General features: G+C 50.1%; 32 protein-coding genes and 1 pseudogene. 1 reads left to right on the plus strand and 32 read right to left on the minus strand.

Annotated features, from left to right (window positions below; all coding sequences use genetic code 11):
- Positions 1-7: 7 nt before the first annotated feature.
- The 29 genes from ACJHYD_RS23725 to rpsJ all read right to left on the minus strand — a co-directional run bounded on the left by ACJHYD_RS23725 (position 8) and on the right by rpsJ (position 14,137).
- Entirely contained in the window at positions 8-376 is a 369-nt protein-coding gene (locus ACJHYD_RS23725; RefSeq protein ID WP_000266529.1) for a DUF1992 domain-containing protein, read from the minus strand.
- Positions 377-482: 106 nt separating this feature from the next.
- Positions 483-866 carry a 50S ribosomal protein L17 gene (gene rplQ, locus ACJHYD_RS23730; protein WP_001216368.1) on the minus strand — a complete coding sequence of 128 codons (384 nt, stop codon included), beginning with the start codon at positions 864-866 and terminating at the stop codon, positions 483-485.
- Positions 867-906: 40 nt separating this feature from the next.
- The gene (locus tag ACJHYD_RS23735; RefSeq protein WP_001162094.1) at positions 907-1,896 is read right to left on the minus strand and encodes a DNA-directed RNA polymerase subunit alpha; all 990 of its coding nucleotides are present in this window, start codon (positions 1,894-1,896) and stop codon (positions 907-909) included.
- Between the two features lie 25 nt (positions 1,897-1,921).
- Positions 1,922-2,542: a 30S ribosomal protein S4 gene (gene rpsD, locus ACJHYD_RS23740; RefSeq protein ID WP_000135224.1), complete on the minus strand. Its 621-nt coding sequence runs from the start codon at positions 2,540-2,542 to the stop codon at positions 1,922-1,924.
- 33 nt (positions 2,543-2,575) lie between these two features.
- Positions 2,576-2,965, minus strand: coding sequence for a 30S ribosomal protein S11 (rpsK, locus tag ACJHYD_RS23745; protein WP_001029684.1), 390 nt, complete (start codon positions 2,963-2,965; stop codon positions 2,576-2,578).
- 16 nt (positions 2,966-2,981) lie between these two features.
- Complete coding sequence (gene rpsM, locus ACJHYD_RS23750; protein ID WP_000090775.1) at positions 2,982-3,338, minus strand: 30S ribosomal protein S13; 357 nt, start codon at positions 3,336-3,338, stop codon at positions 2,982-2,984.
- 146 nt (positions 3,339-3,484) lie between these two features.
- A complete protein-coding gene (rpmJ, locus tag ACJHYD_RS23755) occupies positions 3,485-3,601 on the minus strand; it encodes a 50S ribosomal protein L36 (RefSeq protein ID WP_000868187.1) in 117 nt (38 codons plus the stop codon).
- Between the two features lie 31 nt (positions 3,602-3,632).
- On the minus strand, positions 3,633-4,964 hold the full coding sequence (secY, locus tag ACJHYD_RS23760; RefSeq protein WP_001118861.1) for a preprotein translocase subunit SecY: 1,332 nt from the start codon (positions 4,962-4,964) through the stop codon (positions 3,633-3,635).
- 7 nt (positions 4,965-4,971) lie between these two features.
- Positions 4,972-5,406 (minus strand): 50S ribosomal protein L15, encoded by a 435-nt coding sequence (gene rplO, locus ACJHYD_RS23765; protein WP_001238917.1) that lies wholly within the window; start codon positions 5,404-5,406, stop codon positions 4,972-4,974.
- Positions 5,407-5,409: 3 nt separating this feature from the next.
- Positions 5,410-5,589, minus strand: coding sequence for a 50S ribosomal protein L30 (rpmD, locus tag ACJHYD_RS23770; protein WP_001140433.1), 180 nt, complete (start codon positions 5,587-5,589; stop codon positions 5,410-5,412).
- A gap of 3 nt (positions 5,590-5,592) precedes the next feature.
- Entirely contained in the window at positions 5,593-6,096 is a 504-nt protein-coding gene (gene rpsE / locus ACJHYD_RS23775) for a 30S ribosomal protein S5 (RefSeq protein WP_000940121.1), read from the minus strand.
- Positions 6,097-6,110: 14 nt separating this feature from the next.
- Positions 6,111-6,464, minus strand: a complete 354-nt coding sequence (gene rplR, locus ACJHYD_RS23780; protein ID WP_000358960.1) for a 50S ribosomal protein L18 — start codon at positions 6,462-6,464, stop codon at positions 6,111-6,113.
- 9 nt (positions 6,465-6,473) lie between these two features.
- Entirely contained in the window at positions 6,474-7,007 is a 534-nt protein-coding gene (gene rplF / locus ACJHYD_RS23785; protein WP_000091945.1) for a 50S ribosomal protein L6, read from the minus strand.
- Positions 7,008-7,019: 12 nt separating this feature from the next.
- Entirely contained in the window at positions 7,020-7,412 is a 393-nt protein-coding gene (rpsH, locus tag ACJHYD_RS23790; protein ID WP_000062611.1) for a 30S ribosomal protein S8, read from the minus strand.
- A 33-nt stretch (positions 7,413-7,445) separates the two neighbouring features.
- Positions 7,446-7,751, minus strand: coding sequence for a 30S ribosomal protein S14 (gene rpsN, locus ACJHYD_RS23795; protein ID WP_001118930.1), 306 nt, complete (start codon positions 7,749-7,751; stop codon positions 7,446-7,448).
- A gap of 14 nt (positions 7,752-7,765) precedes the next feature.
- Positions 7,766-8,305 carry a 50S ribosomal protein L5 gene (gene rplE, locus ACJHYD_RS23800; protein WP_001096200.1) on the minus strand — a complete coding sequence of 180 codons (540 nt, stop codon included), beginning with the start codon at positions 8,303-8,305 and terminating at the stop codon, positions 7,766-7,768.
- A gap of 14 nt (positions 8,306-8,319) precedes the next feature.
- Entirely contained in the window at positions 8,320-8,634 is a 315-nt protein-coding gene (gene rplX / locus ACJHYD_RS23805) for a 50S ribosomal protein L24 (RefSeq protein WP_000729185.1), read from the minus strand.
- A 10-nt stretch (positions 8,635-8,644) separates the two neighbouring features.
- Positions 8,645-9,016 (minus strand): 50S ribosomal protein L14, encoded by a 372-nt coding sequence (rplN, locus tag ACJHYD_RS23810; RefSeq protein WP_000613955.1) that lies wholly within the window; start codon positions 9,014-9,016, stop codon positions 8,645-8,647.
- 164 nt (positions 9,017-9,180) lie between these two features.
- On the minus strand, positions 9,181-9,435 hold the full coding sequence (gene rpsQ / locus ACJHYD_RS23815; protein WP_000130100.1) for a 30S ribosomal protein S17: 255 nt from the start codon (positions 9,433-9,435) through the stop codon (positions 9,181-9,183).
- Entirely contained in the window at positions 9,435-9,626 is a 192-nt protein-coding gene (rpmC, locus tag ACJHYD_RS23820) for a 50S ribosomal protein L29 (protein ID WP_000644741.1), read from the minus strand. Before rpmC ends, rpsQ begins: the two co-directional genes overlap by 1 nt.
- A complete protein-coding gene (gene rplP, locus ACJHYD_RS23825) occupies positions 9,626-10,036 on the minus strand; it encodes a 50S ribosomal protein L16 (protein WP_000941212.1) in 411 nt (136 codons plus the stop codon). The genes rpmC and rplP overlap by 1 nt, the downstream gene beginning before the upstream one ends.
- Before the next feature lie 12 nt (positions 10,037-10,048).
- Positions 10,049-10,750 (minus strand): 30S ribosomal protein S3, encoded by a 702-nt coding sequence (rpsC, locus tag ACJHYD_RS23830; RefSeq protein ID WP_000529945.1) that lies wholly within the window; start codon positions 10,748-10,750, stop codon positions 10,049-10,051.
- A 17-nt stretch (positions 10,751-10,767) separates the two neighbouring features.
- The gene (gene rplV / locus ACJHYD_RS23835) at positions 10,768-11,100 is read right to left on the minus strand and encodes a 50S ribosomal protein L22 (RefSeq protein ID WP_000447529.1); all 333 of its coding nucleotides are present in this window, start codon (positions 11,098-11,100) and stop codon (positions 10,768-10,770) included.
- Positions 11,101-11,114: 14 nt separating this feature from the next.
- Entirely contained in the window at positions 11,115-11,393 is a 279-nt protein-coding gene (gene rpsS / locus ACJHYD_RS23840) for a 30S ribosomal protein S19 (protein WP_001138117.1), read from the minus strand.
- Positions 11,394-11,409: 16 nt separating this feature from the next.
- Positions 11,410-12,231: a 50S ribosomal protein L2 gene (rplB, locus tag ACJHYD_RS23845; RefSeq protein WP_000301864.1), complete on the minus strand. Its 822-nt coding sequence runs from the start codon at positions 12,229-12,231 to the stop codon at positions 11,410-11,412.
- A gap of 17 nt (positions 12,232-12,248) precedes the next feature.
- Complete coding sequence (gene rplW, locus ACJHYD_RS23850) at positions 12,249-12,551, minus strand: 50S ribosomal protein L23 (RefSeq protein ID WP_000617544.1); 303 nt, start codon at positions 12,549-12,551, stop codon at positions 12,249-12,251.
- Positions 12,548-13,153, minus strand: a complete 606-nt coding sequence (gene rplD, locus ACJHYD_RS23855) for a 50S ribosomal protein L4 (RefSeq protein WP_000424395.1) — start codon at positions 13,151-13,153, stop codon at positions 12,548-12,550. Before rplD ends, rplW begins: the two co-directional genes overlap by 4 nt.
- Positions 13,154-13,163: 10 nt before the next feature.
- Positions 13,164-13,793, minus strand: a complete 630-nt coding sequence (rplC, locus tag ACJHYD_RS23860; protein WP_000579833.1) for a 50S ribosomal protein L3 — start codon at positions 13,791-13,793, stop codon at positions 13,164-13,166.
- A gap of 32 nt (positions 13,794-13,825) precedes the next feature.
- Positions 13,826-14,137, minus strand: coding sequence for a 30S ribosomal protein S10 (rpsJ, locus tag ACJHYD_RS23865; RefSeq protein ID WP_001181004.1), 312 nt, complete (start codon positions 14,135-14,137; stop codon positions 13,826-13,828).
- A gap of 378 nt (positions 14,138-14,515) precedes the next feature.
- On the opposite strand from rpsJ, the gene ACJHYD_RS23870 reads away from it, so the two are divergent.
- Complete coding sequence (locus ACJHYD_RS23870) at positions 14,516-14,983, plus strand: prepilin peptidase (protein ID WP_000340159.1); 468 nt, start codon at positions 14,516-14,518, stop codon at positions 14,981-14,983.
- Here the strand turns inward: ACJHYD_RS23870 and bfr are convergent.
- The 3 genes and pseudogenes from bfr to tuf form a co-directional block, all read right to left on the minus strand.
- A complete protein-coding gene (gene bfr, locus ACJHYD_RS23875; protein WP_000675515.1) occupies positions 14,980-15,456 on the minus strand; it encodes a bacterioferritin in 477 nt (158 codons plus the stop codon). The genes ACJHYD_RS23870 and bfr overlap by 4 nt on opposite strands.
- A gap of 72 nt (positions 15,457-15,528) precedes the next feature.
- Positions 15,529-15,723 (minus strand): bacterioferritin-associated ferredoxin, encoded by a 195-nt coding sequence (gene bfd / locus ACJHYD_RS23880; protein ID WP_000289090.1) that lies wholly within the window; start codon positions 15,721-15,723, stop codon positions 15,529-15,531.
- Positions 15,724-15,905: 182 nt separating this feature from the next.
- A pseudogene (gene tuf, locus ACJHYD_RS23885) lies at positions 15,906-16,035 on the minus strand (elongation factor Tu); the annotation flags it as partial.

Here is a 16,035-nt window from a genome sequence, read left to right on the forward strand (position 1 = left end):
TACTCCACTAGTTATCGTTGATTTTGTCCAACAACTTGTCAGCATAATCGCCGCGTAAAAAATCGGTACTCAATCCAGCTTGTCGCAGCTTCAATTCCAGTAATGACAATCGACGACTAACCTCTTTATATTGCGGATCATCATGACGGATACCTTTGAGGATATCCAGAAGCTGTATTGCTTCCCTCCGCTGCTCAAGTTCTGGCGGTAAGCAACCGGCATTCTTCAGCAAGCGATACCCCGCACGTAATTCCGGTGGCACGTGTGAATCATCATCCAGAATCAATGGCTCGCCACTTCCCGGAAGATTATCAAACTCACCTTTGGATTGTGCCTCAGTAATATGACGCTCTGCCCACTGGTCAAGTAACCACATAAATACTCCAGGGGATGAACAAAAAGAGTACAGCTATTGTAGATAAGTGGGGATACTACGGGTATAAAAAAACCCGCCGGGGCGGGTTTTTTTACGTTGCTTCAGATTACTCTGCAGCAGCTTCTGCTTTCTCTGAACGATCAACCAGCTCGATGTAAGCCATCGGCGCGTTGTCGCCTGCACGGAAGCCACACTTCAGAATACGAGTGTAACCACCGGCACGGCTCGCGAAACGCGGGCCCAGTTCGTTAAACAGTTTTGCCACGATCTCGTTATCACGAGTACGGGCGAATGCCAGACGACGATTAGCAACGCTATCAGTCTTGGCAAGAGTAATCAGCGGCTCAACTACGCGGCGCAGCTCTTTCGCTTTAGGCAGAGTCGTCTTGATGATTTCATGACGAACCAGTGAACCTGCCATATTGCGGAACATAGCCTGGCGATGGCTGCTGTTGCGGTTCAGTTGACGACCACTCTTACGATGGCGCATGACCTTATCCTTCTCAGTAAAACCTTAACCTGTGATCCGGTTACTCGTCAGCGATGCTTGCCGGTGGCCAGTTTTCCAGGCGCATGCCCAGAGACAGTCCACGGGAAGCCAGCACGTCTTTAATCTCAGTAAGAGATTTTTTACCAAGGTTAGGCGTTTTAAGGAGCTCAACCTCGGTACGCTGTACCAGATCACCGATATAGTGGATAGCTTCTGCTTTAAGGCAGTTAGCAGAGCGGACAGTCAATTCCAGATCGTCAACAGGGCGCAGCAGGATCGGATCGAACTCTGGTTTCTCTTCTTTCACTTCAGGCTGACGTACATCACGTAAATCAACGAAAGCTTCCAGTTGTTCAGCCAGAATGGTTGCCGCACGACGAATCGCCTCTTCAGGATCGATTGTGCCGTTGGTTTCCATTTCGATGACCAGCTTGTCCAGGTCGGTACGCTGTTCTACACGCGCTGCTTCAACATTGTAGGCAATACGCTCCACAGGGCTGTAGCATGCGTCGACCAGCAGACGGCCGATTGGGCGCTCATCTTCTTCCGAATGAATTCGGGTAGAAGCCGGCACATAACCACGACCGCGCTGAACTTTGATACGCATGCTAATAGACGCGTTCTCATCGGTCAGGTGGCAGATCACGTGCTGCGGCTTGACGATTTCGACATCACCGTCGTGGGTGATATCGGCTGCAGTCACAGGGCCAATGCCAGATTTATTCAAGGTAAGAATAACTTCATCTTTGCCCTGAACTCTCACCGCCAGCCCTTTCAGGTTGAGCAGGATTTCCAGGATATCTTCCTGAACGCCTTCTTTGGTGCTGTACTCATGTAGTACACCATCAATCTCAACCTCGGTCACCGCGCAACCCGGCATCGATGAGAGCAGAATACGGCGCAGTGCGTTACCCAGAGTATGGCCAAAGCCACGCTCTAAAGGCTCAAGGGTCACCTTGGCGTGCGTCGAACTCACTTGCTCGATATCAACCAGGCGCGGTTTTAGAAACTCTGTCACAGAACCCTGCATTGTGTCCTCTCTTTGGTACTAAGCTTTACTTGGAGTAAAGCTCGACGATCAGGTGTTCGTTAATGTCCGCAGACAGATCAGAACGCTCCGGCTTACGCTTAAACGTACCTTCCATCTTGCCAGCATCAACTTCCAGCCAGGTTGGCTTTTCACGCTGCTCAGCCAGCTCCAGAGCGGCTTTCACGCGAGACTGCTTCTTCGCTTTCTCACGAATGCTTACAACGTCATTCGGACTAACCTGATAAGAAGCGATGTTAACAACACGACCGTTTACCATAATTGCTTTATGGCTAACCAGCTGACGTGCTTCTGCACGAGTGGCACCGAAGCCCATACGGTATACAACGTTGTCCAGACGACCTTCCAGCAGAGCCAACAGGTTTTCACCGGTGTTGCCTTTCAGACGTGCTGCTTCTTTGTAGTAGTTACGGAACTGACGCTCCAGCACACCATAGATACGGCGAACTTTTTGCTTTTCACGCAACTGCACACCATAGTCAGACAGACGCGGTTTACGCGCACCGTGCTGGCCAGGAGCTTGTTCAATTTTACACTTGGTATCGATCGCGCGAACGCCAGACTTAAGGAATAAGTCGGTGCCCTCACGACGGCTCAGCTTGAGCTTAGGACCCAAATATCTTGCCATTTTCTTTCTCCAACAAACCTGGAAAACGAGGCGTTATACGCGACGTTTTTTCGGCGGACGACAACCGTTATGAGGGATCGGAGTCACATCAGTAATGTTAGTGATGCGGAAACCTGCGGCGTTCAGAGCACGAATAGTAGATTCGCGGCCTGGACCCGGACCTTTAACCATAACTTCCAGATTCTTGATGCCGTATTCTTTCACGGCGTCAGCGCAACGCTCTGCTGCAACCTGAGCTGCAAACGGAGTGGATTTGCGAGAACCACGGAAACCGGAACCACCGGCTGTTGCCCAACCCAACGCGTTACCCTGACGATCAGTGATAGTCACGATGGTGTTGTTGAAAGAAGCATGGATATGAGCCACGCCGTCAGAGACTTGTTTTCTTACACGTTTACGTGCACGAATTGGTGCCTTTGCCATTATTCAATCACCCCGATTATTTCTTGATCGGTTTGCGCGGACCCTTACGGGTACGTGCGTTGGTCTTGGTACGCTGACCGCGAACCGGGAGACCACGACGATGACGCAAACCGCGATAGCAACCAAGATCCATCAGGCGCTTGATGCTCATGCTGATTTCACGGCGCAGATCACCTTCAACGACAAATTTGGCAACTTCGTCACGCAGCGTGTCGATTTGTCCTTCAGACAGCTCACTGATCTTAACATCTTCAGCGATACCCGCTGCAGCCAGGATGGCTTTAGAACGGGTCTTGCCGACGCCATAAATCGAAGTTAATGCGATTACGGCATGCTTATGATCAGGAATGTTAATGCCTGCTATACGGGCCACTATGCACTCCTACTATTTAATATGTACGTTCCATGCTGAAAAGCCCGTTTTCAGGATACTCAAATGGAAACGCACAGACATACAAAAGATTGGCTGGCTAATCTAGCCAGCTCAACCCAACTTTGCAAGAAAAATATGCGAAAAAATCAGCCTTGGCGCTGTTTATGCTTCGGCTCGGCACTGCAAATCACACGGATGACACCATCACGCTTAACGATTTTGCAGTTACGGCATAATTTCTTGACGGAAGCACGAACTTTCATTTTTACTCTCCGTAACTTCTCGGGCGACCAATTATCGGCCGTAGCCTTTCAGGTTCGCCTTCTTCAATGCAGACTCATACTGACTGGACATCATCAGAGTTTGCACTTGAGCCATAAAGTCCATAATCACGACAACAACGATAAGCAGTGAGGTCCCACCGAAGTAGAACGGTACTTTCATTGCATCACGCATGAACTCCGGGATCAGGCAGATAAAGGTAATGTACAGCGCACCAACCAGGGTCAGGCGGGTCATTACTTTATCGATATACTTCGCCGTTTGCTCTCCCGGACGAATTCCTGGTACAAATGCACCGGACTTCTTCAGGTTATCTGCTGTTTCACGCGGGTTGAAAACCAACGCCGTGTAGAAGAAACAGAAGAAGATGATTGCAGACGCATAGAGTAACACATAAAGCGGTTGCCCAGGCTGCAAATACAGCGAAATTGTTGTCAGCCAGTTCCAACCAGTACCGCCCCCGAACCATGACGCGATGGTCGCCGGGAACAGAATAATACTGGAAGCGAAGATTGCCGGGATTACCCCCGCCATATTCACTTTCAGCGGTAAATGTGTGCTCTGTGCAGCATAGACACGACGACCTTGCTGACGTTTCGCGTAGTTTACCACAATGCGGCGTTGACCACGCTCAACAAATACAACAAAGAACGTCACTGCAAATACTAATACTGCAACCAACAGCAACACGAGGAAGTGCAGGTCGCCTTGACGCGCTTGCTCGATAGTATGGGCAATGGCTGGCGGGAGTCCCGCGACAATACCGGCGAAGATAATGATTGAAATACCGTTGCCGATACCTCGTTCAGTGATCTGTTCGCCCAACCACATCAGGAACATGGTTCCTGTGACCAGACTTACAACAGCGGTGAAGTAGAATGCAAAGCCCGGGTTAATCACCAGGCCTTGCATACCAGGCATATTCGGCAGACCGGTAGCAATACCGATCGACTGGAATATTGCCAGCACCAGAGTACCGTAGCGGGTGTACTGGCTGATCTTACGACGACCAGACTCCCCTTCTTTCTTGATTTCTGCCAACGTTGGGTGAACCACCGTCAGCAGCTGGATAATGATCGACGCCGAAATATACGGCATGATCCCCAGAGCAAAGATAGAAGCACGGCTGAGAGCACCACCAGAGAACATGTTAAACATCTCAATGATGGTGCCTCGCTGTTGCTCAAGCAGTTTGGCAAGTACAGCGGCATCAATACCAGGGATCGGAATAAAAGAGCCAATACGGAACACAATCAGCGCACCGATAACAAACAGCAGTCTGCGTTTCAGCTCGCCTAAGCCACCTTTGGCACTTTGAAAATCTAATCCCGGTTGTTTAGCCATCTGCTACTTATTCCTCGATTTTACCGCCAGCAGCTTCGATAGCAGCACGAGCGCCTTTAGTAACACGCAGGCCACGAACAGTTACCGGAGTAGTTACTTCGCCAGCCAGGATCACTTTCGCGAACTCGATCTGGATACCGATAATGTTAGCCGCTTTCAGCGTGTTCAGGTCTACAACACCGCCTTCTACTTTAGCCAGGTCAGACAGACGAACTTCGGCTGTAATCGCTGCTTTACGAGAAGTGAAGCCGAATTTCGGCAGACGACGGTACAGAGGCATCTGACCCCCCTCGAAACCGCGACGTACGCCACCGCCAGAACGAGACTTCTGACCTTTGTGACCACGACCACCGGTTTTACCGAGGCCAGAACCGATACCACGACCCAGGCGTTTACCCGCCTTTTTGGAGCCTTCGGCCGGAGACAGAGTATTTAAACGCATCTCTTACTCCTCAACTTTAACCATGAAGGAAACCGCGTTGATCATACCGCGAATAGCAGGAGTATCCTCGCGCTCTACGGTGTGACCAATACGACGCAGACCCAGGCCAAGCAGCGTTGCCTTGTGTTTCGGCAGACGACCGATTGCACTGCGGGTTTGAGTAATTTTAATAGTCTTTGCCATGGTTTATTTCCCCAGAATTTCTTCAACGGATTTACCACGCTTGGCAGCGACCATTTCTGGAGAATTCATATTTTCCAGGCCATCGATAGTTGCACGAACCACGTTAATCGGGTTGGTGGAACCATACGCTTTAGCCAGTACGTTATGAACCCCAGCGACTTCCAGAACGGCGCGCATTGCACCACCGGCGATGATACCGGTACCTTCGGAAGCCGGCTGCATGAATACGCGAGAACCCGTATGAACACCTTTAACAGGGTGTTGCAGAGTGCCGTTATTCAGCGCGACGTTAATCATATTGCGACGGGCTTTTTCCATCGCTTTCTGGATCGCTGCTGGAACTTCACGCGCTTTACCGTAACCAAAACCAACGCGACCGTTACCATCGCCAACTACAGTCAGAGCTGTGAAGGAGAAAATACGACCACCTTTAACGGTTTTAGATACGCGGTTTACCGCGATCAGCTTTTCCTGCAGTTCGCCAGCTTGTTTTTCGATGTGAGCCATCTTACACCTCTACCTTAGAACTGAAGGCCAGCTTCACGGGCAGCATCTGCCAGTGCCTGGACACGACCATGATATTGGAACCCGGAACGGTCAAAGGATACATCTTTGATGCCTTTTTCCAGAGCGCGTTCAGCGACAGCTTTACCCACAGCTGCAGCCGCGTCTTTGTTACCGGTGTACTTCAGTTGTTCAGCGATAGCTTTTTCTACAGTAGAAGCAGCTACCAGAACTTCAGAACCGTTCGGTGCAATTACCTGTGCGTAAATGTGACGCGGGGTACGATGTACCACCAGGCGAGTTGCGCCCAGCTCCTGGAGCTTGCGGCGTGCGCGGGTCGCACGACGGATACGAGCAGATTTCTTATCCATAGTGTTACCTTACTTCTTCTTAGCCTCTTTGGTACGCACGACTTCGTCGGCGTAACGAACACCCTTGCCTTTGTAAGGCTCAGGACGACGGTAGGCGCGCAGATCCGCTGCAACCTGGCCGATCACCTGCTTATCAGCGCCTTTCAGCACGATTTCAGTCTGAGTCGGACATTCAGCAGTGATACCCGCAGGCAGCTGATGGTCAACAGGATGAGAGAAACCCAGAGAAAGGTTAATCACATTGCCTTTAACCGCTGCACGGTAACCTACACCAACCAGCTGCAGCTTCTTAGTGAAGCCTTCGGTAACACCGATAACCATTGAGTTCAGCAGGGCACGCGCGGTACCAGCCTGTGCCCAACCGTCTGCGTAACCATCACGCGGACCGAAGGTCAGGGTATTATCTGCATGTTTAACTTCAACAGCATCGTTGAGAGTACGAGTCAGCTCGCCGTTTTTACCTTTGATCGTAATAACCTGACCGTTGATTTTTACGTCAACGCCGGCAGGAACAACGACCGGTGCTTTAGCAACACGAGACATTTTTTCCTCCGATTAGGCTACGTAGCAGATAATTTCGCCACCAAGACCAGCCTGGCGCGCTGCACGATCAGTCATAACACCTTTAGAGGTAGAAACAACTGCGATACCCAGACCCGCCATAACTTTCGGCAGCTCATCTTTACGTTTATAGATGCGCAGACCTGGGCGGCTGACACGCTGAATGCTTTCTACAACAGCTTTGCCCTGGAAATACTTCAGAGTAAGTTCCAGTTCAGGCTTGGTGTCGCCTTCAACTTTAAAATCTTCAATAAAACCTTCTTCCTTCAGCACGTTGGCGATTGCCACTTTCAGCTTGGAGGAAGGCATGGTGACCGCAGCTTTGTTCGCGGCCTGACCGTTACGGATACGGGTCAGCATATCCGCGATCGGATCTTGCATGCTCATCTGTCTTTACTCCCGTGATTCAATTGGTGACAATTACCAGCTAGCCTTTTTCAGACCCGGAATTTCACCGCGCATAGCGGCTTCACGGACCTTAATACGGCTCAACCCGAACTTCCGCAGGAAACCATGCGGACGACCTGTTTGACGGCAGCGGTTACGCTGACGAGACGGGCTGGAATCACGCGGCAGAGTCTGCAGCTTGAGAACAGCGTTCCAACGATCTTCGTCGGAAGCGTTCACATCAGAGATGATCGCTTTCAGTTCAGCGCGTTTCGCGAAGTATTTATCAGCTAAAGCTACGCGTTTTACTTCGCGTGCTTTCATTGATTGCTTAGCCATTTAGTAACCCTACCTTACTTGCGGAACGGGAAGTCAAAGGCAGCCAGCAGAGCGCGGCCTTCTTCGTCAGATTTCGCAGTAGTGGTAATGGTAATATCCAAACCACGAACGCGGTCGACTTTATCGTAGTCGATTTCTGGGAAGATGATCTGCTCACGGACACCCATGCTGTAGTTACCACGACCGTCGAAAGACTTAGCGGACAGGCCACGGAAGTCACGGATACGAGGTACAGCAATAGTGATCAGGCGCTCAAAGAACTCCCACATGCGTTCGCCACGCAGAGTTACTTTACAGCCGATCGGATAGCCCTGACGGATTTTGAAGCCTGCAACAGATTTGCGTGCTTTGGTGATCAGCGGTTTTTGACCGGAGATTGCTGCCAGGTCTGCTGCTGCGTTATCCAGCAGTTTTTTGTCAGCGATCGCTTCACCAACACCCATGTTCAGGGTGATCTTCTCGACCCGAGGGACTTGCATGACAGAATTGTAGTTAAACTCAGTCATGAGTTTTTTAACTACTTCGTCTTTGTAGTAATCATGCAGTTTCGCCATCGTACTACTCCAAATTACTTGATAGTTTCGCTGTTAGACTTGAAGAAACGGACTTTTTTACCGTCTTCGAATCTAAAGCCTACACGGTCAGCCTTGCCGGTTGCCGCATTGAAGATTGCTACGTTGGAAACCTGAATAGCGGCTTCTTTTTCAACGATGCCACCCGGTTGGTTCAGGGCCGGAACCGGCTTCTGATGTTTCTTAACCAGGTTGATACCTTCAACAATGACCTTGCCGGAAGACAGGACATTCTTAACTTTACCGCGTTTACCTTTATCTTTACCGGTTAACACGATAACTTCGTCATCACGACGGATTTTCGCTGCCATGATTCGCTCCTTAGAGTACTTCTGGTGCCAGAGAGATAATTTTCATGAACTTCTCACTACGAAGCTCACGAGTTACCGGCCCAAAAATACGCGTACCGATAGGCTGCTCGCTGTTGTTGTTCAGAAGAACACAAGCATTACCATCGAAGCGAATGACAGAACCGTCCGGGCGACGAACACCCTTCTTGGTGCGCACCACTACCGCCTTCAGCACATCACCTTTTTTGACCTTACCACGCGGAATTGCTTCTTTGATGGTGATCTTGATGATGTCGCCTACGCCTGCGTAGCGACGGTGCGAGCCACCCAGAACCTTGATACACATTACGCGACGTGCACCGGAGTTGTCGGCGACGTTCAGCATAGTCTGTTCTTGGATCATTTTAGTGCTCCGCTAATGTCAACTACTACTGAGACCCGAAAATCAGGTCGTTAAAAATCCCCATATCGAGGGCGCGGCATTATAACACCGCTTCAAGGATATGGGTAGAAAAAATAAACGGCTCATTTCTGAGCCGTTTATTCGTATCGAGAGAGTGTACTGTATTACAGAACCGCTTTCTCTACAACGCGAACCAGCGTCCAGGATTTAGTCTTGGACAGCGGACGGCATTCGCGGATTTCAACCACGTCACCGATACCGCATTCGTTGTTCTCGTCATGTACGTGCAGTTTGGTCGTACGCTTGATGAATTTACCGTAGATCGGGTGTTTCACAAAACGTTCGATAGCAACAACAATGGATTTCTCCATTTTGTCGCTAACAACGCGACCTTGCAGAGTACGGATTTTATCGGTCATTACGCACCCGCCTTCTCGTTCAGTAAAGTCTTAACGCGTGCGACATCGCGACGCACTTGCTTCAACAGGTGAGACTGTTGCAGCTGGCCACTTGCAGCCTGCATACGCAGGTTGAACTGCTCACGCAGCAGGTTCAGCAGCTCGGTGTTCAGCTCTTCAACGCTCTTCTCACGCAGCTCTTTTGCTTTCATTACATCACCGTCTTAGTTACAAAGGTGGTTTTAATCGGCAGTTTCGCTGCTGCCAGCTTGAATGCTTCACGGGCCAGCTCTTCCGGAACACCGTCCATTTCATACAGGACTTTACCCGGCTGAATCAAGGCAACCCAATACTCCACGTTACCTTTACCTTTACCCATACGCACTGCCAGCGGCTTTTCAGTGATCGGTTTGTCCGGGAACACACGGATCCAGATCTTACCTTGACGCTTAACTGCACGGGTCATAGCACGACGTGCTGCTTCGATCTGACGGGCAGTCAGACGACCACGGCCAACAGCTTTCAGACCGAAGCTGCCGAAGCTAACATCCGTACCCTGCGCCAGACCGCGGTTACGGCCTTTGTGCATTTTACGGAATTTTGTACGCTTTGGTTGTAACATCAGCGACGCTCCTTATTTACGGCCTTTACGCTGCTGCTTTTTAGGCTGAGCAGCCGGTTTTTCCGGTTGTTCAACAGCAGCCATACCACCCAGGATCTCGCCTTTGAAGATCCACACTTTAACGCCGATTACACCGTAAGTGGTGTGCGCTTCAGAGGTGTTGTAGTCGATGTCAGCACGCAGAGTGTGCAGCGGTACGCGACCTTCGCGGTACCATTCGGTACGTGCGATTTCCGCGCCGCCCAGACGGCCGCTAACTTCAACTTTAATACCTTTAGCGCCCAGACGCATTGCGTTCTGTACAGCACGCTTCATAGCACGACGGAACATAACGCGACGTTCCAGCTGAGAAGTGATGCTGTCAGCAACCAGTTTTGCGTCCAGTTCAGGCTTACGAACTTCGGCGATGTTGATCTGTGCAGGAACGCCAGCGATGTCCGCTACGACCTTACGCAGTTTTTCTACGTCTTCACCTTTTTTACCGATAACGATACCCGGGCGAGCAGTGTGAATGGTTACACGGATGCTCTTAGCCGGACGCTCGATAACGATACGAGATACGGACGCTTTAGCCAGTTCCTTAGTCAGGTACTGACGTACTTTAAAATCGCTGTCCAGGTTGTCAGCGAATTCTTTGGTGTTCGCAAACCAGGTAGAGTTCCATGGTTTTACAATACCCAGGCGAATACCATTAGGATGTACTTTCTGACCCATTGCTAGTCTCCAGAGTCTCAGCGATCGGACACAACCACAGTGATGTGGCTGGTGCGCTTCAGGATGCGATCTGCACGACCTTTTGCACGCGGCATAATGCGCTTCATGCTCGGGCCTTCGTCTACGAAAATTTTCGTAACTTTCAGATCGTCAATGTCAGCGCCATCGTTGTGTTCAGCGTTAGCAATGGCAGATTCCAGAACTTTCTTGACCAGTACAGCCGCTTTCTTGTTGGTGTAGGTCAAAATATCCAGAGCCTGCGACACTTTCTTACCGCGAATCAGGTCAGCAACAAGGCGAACCTTCTGAGCAGAAGAACGAGCATGGCGATGTTTAGCGATAGTTTCCATCTCTTCCTCCTACCTTATTTCTTCTTCGCTTTTTTATCAGCAGCGTGGCCGCGATAAGTACGAGTCGGTGCGAATTCACCCAGTTTGTGACCGACCATTTCGTCGGTTACAAATACCGGAACGTGCTGACGACCATTATGGACAGCGATGGTCAAACCGATCATGTTAGGAAAGATCGTTGAACGACGGGACCAAGTGCGCAGGGGCTTCTTGTCTCCGCTTTCCACCGCTTTCTCTACCTTCTTCAGCAAGTGCAGGTCAATAAAAGGACCTTTCTTGAGAGAACGTGGCATGGCTTATCCTCTAAAATTATTTGCTACGGCGACGTACGATGAATTTATCAGTACGCTTGTTGCTGCGGGTCTTCTTACCTTTGGTCTGAACGCCCCACGGAGTTACCGGGTGCTTACCAAAGTTACGACCTTCACCACCACCATGTGGGTGGTCTACCGGGTTCATCGCGGTACCGCGAACGGTCGGACGAACACCACGCCAGCGTGCAGCACCTGCTTTACCCAGAACGCGCAGCATATGCTCAGCATTGCCAACTTCGCCCAGAGTTGCACGGCAGTCTGCTTCTACTTTACGCATTTCACCAGAACGCAGACGCAGGGTGACATAAGCACCATCACGAGCAACGATCTGAACGTAAGTACCAGCGGAACGTGCCAGCTGACCGCCTTTACCTGGTTTCATTTCTACGTTATGAACAGTAGAACCAACCGGGATGTTGCGCATCGGCAGGGTGTTACCTGGTTTGATTGCAGCATCAACGCCAGACTGAATCTGGTCGCCAGCTTTCAGGCCTTTAGGGGCCAGGATGTAACGGCGTTCACCGTCTTTGTACAGAACCAGCGCGATGTTCGCGGAACGGTTCGGATCGTACTCAAGACGTTCAACAACTGCCGGGATACCGTCTTTGTTGCGTTTGAAGTCAACAATACGGTAAGCCTGCTTGTGGCCACCACCGATATGACGAGTGGTGATACGGCCATTGTTGTTACGACCACCGGATTTGCTGTTTTTTTCCAGCAACGGAGCAAAAGGTTTGCCCTTGTGCAGCTCAGGGTTAACCACTTTAACAACGTGGCGACGACCCGGAGATGTCGGTTTACATTTAACAACTGCCATTGTATTACTCCTCCGACTTACTCAGCGCCGCCAACGAAGTCCAGATTCTGGCCTTCTTTCAGGGTGACGTAAGCTTTTTTCCAGTCGCTACGACGACCGATACGCTGTCCGTGACGTTTAACTTTCCCTTTAACTACCAGGGTGTTAACGACTTCGACTTCGACTTCAAACAGTTTCTGCACAGCAGCTTTGATTTCTGCTTTGGTCGCGTCTTTAGCAACTTTGAGTACGATGGTGTTGGATTTTTCCATCGCAGTAGACGCTTTTTCAGAAACGTGCGGTGCACGCAGCACCTTCAGCAGACGTTCTTCACGAATCATGCCAGCATCTCCTCAACTTGCTTAACAGCATCAGCAGTCATTACGACTTTGTCGAAGGCGATCAGGCTAACCGGGTCGATACCAGTTGCATCGCGTACGTCAACCTTGTGCAGGTTGCGCGCAGCCAGGAACAGGTTTTCGTCCAGCTCACCGGTGATGATCAGCACATCTTCCAGAGCCATGTCTTTCAGTTTCTGTGCCAGCAGCTTGGTTTTCGGCGCTTCTACAGAGAACTTCTCGACAACGATCAGACGATCCTGACGTACCAGTTCGGACAGGATGCTTTTCAGCGCGCCGCGGTACATCTTCTTGTTAACTTTTTGACTGTGGTCCTGCGGACGAGCAGCAAAGGTCACGCCACCAGAACGCCAGATCGGGCTCTTGATAGAACCAGAACGCGCACGGCCGGTGCCTTTCTGGCGCCACGGTTTTTTACCGGAACCAGTTACTTCAGCACGAGTCTTCTGAGCACGAGTACCCTGACGAGCACCAGCTGCATAAGCAACAACAACCTGGTGAACCAGCGCTTCGTTGAAATCACGACCGAAGGTAGTTTCGGAAACAGTCAGCGCGCTCTGCGCGTCTTTCAATACTAATTCCATTGCTATCTCCTTACGCCTTCACAGCTGGTTTAACGATCAGGTCGCTACCGGTTGCACCCGGGACAGCACCTTTAACCAGCAGCAGGTTGCGCTCAGCGTCAACGCGTACTACGTCAAGGCTCTGAACGGTTACACGTTCGTTACCCATCTGACCTGCCATTTTCTTGCCTTTGAACACTTTGCCCGGAGTCTGGTTCTGACCAATAGAACCCGGAACGCGGTGAGACAAGGAGTTACCGTGAGTAGCGTCCTGGGTACGGAAGTTCCAGCGCTTAACGGTACCTGCGAAACCTTTACCTTTAGAGGTGCCAGTTACGTCAACTTTTTTAACGTCAGCAAACAGTTCAACGCTAATGCTCTGACCTACAGTGAACTCTTCGCCTTCAGCCAGGCGGAATTCCCACAGACCACGGCCAGCTTCTACGCCAGCTTTAGCGAAGTGGCCAGCTTCAGGCTTGGTCACACGGTTAGCTTTTTTAGCACCGGTGGTTACCTGAATAGCACGGTAGCCATCGTTAGCCAGGTCTTTAACCTGAGTAACGCGGTTTGCTTCAACTTCGATTACGGTTACTGGGATAGAAACGCCGTCTTCTGTGAAGATACGGGTCATACCCACTTTTTTACCGACTAAACCAATCATTGTTTCAACCTCTCAATCGCTCAATGACCTGATTAACCCAGGCTGATCTGCACGTCTACACCGGCAGCCAGATCCAGACGCATCAGAGCATCAACGGTTTTCTCGGTTGGCTCAACGATGTCAACCAGACGCAAGTGAGTACGGATTTCGTACTGATCGCGCGCGTCTTTGTTGACGTGCGGGGAGATCAGAACAGTGAAGCGCTCTTTGCGTGTCGGCAGCGGGATCGGACCACGGACCTGCGCACCAGTGCGCTTGGCAGTCTCGACGATTTCCGCGGTTGCTTGATCGATCAGACGATGATCAAACGCTTTCAGGCGGATACGGATTCTTTGGTTCTGCATGAGACCAGAGCTCCAATTATTTTATAAACGAAAATGATTACTCCTCAGACCCATTACGATTGATGGGAGAGTGTAACCGTTCTTACGTAGCTCCCCGATTGGGAGCATTGTTAGGTAGCCAAATTCGGCTAACTGAGGTTCAGATTGAACCTGCTGTCAACTACGACAAGCCCGCGCATTATACGCAAATCTGAGCCTGACGCAAGCATCGGGTAGAAATTAATCGCAACGCGCAGATTGCGAGCTGTATTCCACGAAATTTGTAAAGTTGTGAAGATAGCGTTTTTCACCGGAACCAGGTTAACAAATCAGCGATTTCTCTGTTGCTGAGCATCCGGAGTTATTCGATGGTGATACTCCAATTACAGAGGATGTTTTATGGACGCTACCCTTCCCTTTCTGATTTTGTACGCTTGTTTATCAGCCCTACTTTTTTTCTGGGATGCAAAGCATGGCTTGTTACCTGACAGATTTACGTGCCCGTTACTCTGGTCAGGTCTTTTGTTCTATCAAGTTTGTAATCCTGACGGTTTAGCCGATGCGTTATGGGGGGCGATTATTGGTTACGGCACATTCGCTGTCATTTACTGGGGGTATCGCATACTGCGTCATAAAGAAGGATTAGGCTATGGTGATGTGAAGTTTCTCGCCGCCCTTGGTGCCTGGCATACATGGACCTTCTTGCCACGACTGGTTTTCCTTGCTGCCTCATTCGCTTGCGGAGCCGTAGTTATTGGTCTGCTCATGAGAGGAAAAGAGTCATTAAAAAACCCGCTGCCGTTTGGGCCATTTCTGGCGGCTGCGGGTTTCGTTGTAGGCTGGGATAGTTTGCTGGCAGGCCGTTAATCTTTAACTTTTATTTGTGATTGCAGGTAATTTTGTAGACCGATTTTACCGATGAGATCCAGCTCAGTTTCGAGCCAGTCAATATGACCTTCTTCATCAGCAAGGATCTCGATCATCATATCACGGCTAACATAGTCATGAACGCTGTCGGCATACGCGATAGCCTCACGGAGATCCTTAGCGCCTTCCAGTTCTAATCGCAGGTCGGATTGCAGCATCTCCTCGACATCTTCACCAATCCCCAGTTTGCCTAAATCCTGTAAGTTGGGGATTCCTTCTAAAAACAAAATACGCTCGATATATTTATCAGCGTGTTTCATCTCATCGATAGATTCATGGTATTCGACGTCATTGAGACGCATCAGGCCCCAGTTTTTAAACATCCGGGCATGGAGAAAATACTGATTGATTGCGACAAGCTCATTTCCCAATAGTTTATTGAGATAATTTATGATTTTAACATCACCTTTCATTTTATAGTCCCTCCGCTTCCACTATTAGAGCGTAGATGGGGCTAGCGGGATGTCAAAAAATAAGCGTGGGCTTCAGGCAATCTCTTTAAATTCTGGCATCTGCATCAACTCGTCCTGCATCACTTCGCGCGCGGCGCGAATGCACTTACCGCATTGATTTCCCACAGGAATAAACTTACGCAATTGTTGGAAAGATTGCGGATGAAACTGACGGACTGCCTGGCGAATTTTTTTGTCACTTACACCATTACACAAACAAACGTACATGATTGCTCCCGTTCAAATTCTGCGCAAAGTGTAAATGAGAATGGTTATGATTACAATAGCACAGTTTTATTTGCGCCATAGTTCAGCGAGTGAAATTACGACTAAATATTTCGAGCTCAAATTACGGGCAGCAAAAAGGGCGCCGAAGCGCCCTTTTTAATTCGAAACTAATTAACGTGTAATTAGCCCAGAACTTTAGCAACAACGCCCGCGCCAACGGTACGGCCGCCTTCACGGATTGCGAAACGCAGACCGTCGTCCATCGCGATCGGGTGGATCAGGGTAACAACCATTTTGATGTTGTCGCCCGGC

The organism is Escherichia sp. WS1368 (assembly GCF_046487485.1).
Lineage (GTDB): Bacteria > Pseudomonadota > Gammaproteobacteria > Enterobacterales > Enterobacteriaceae > Escherichia > Escherichia coli.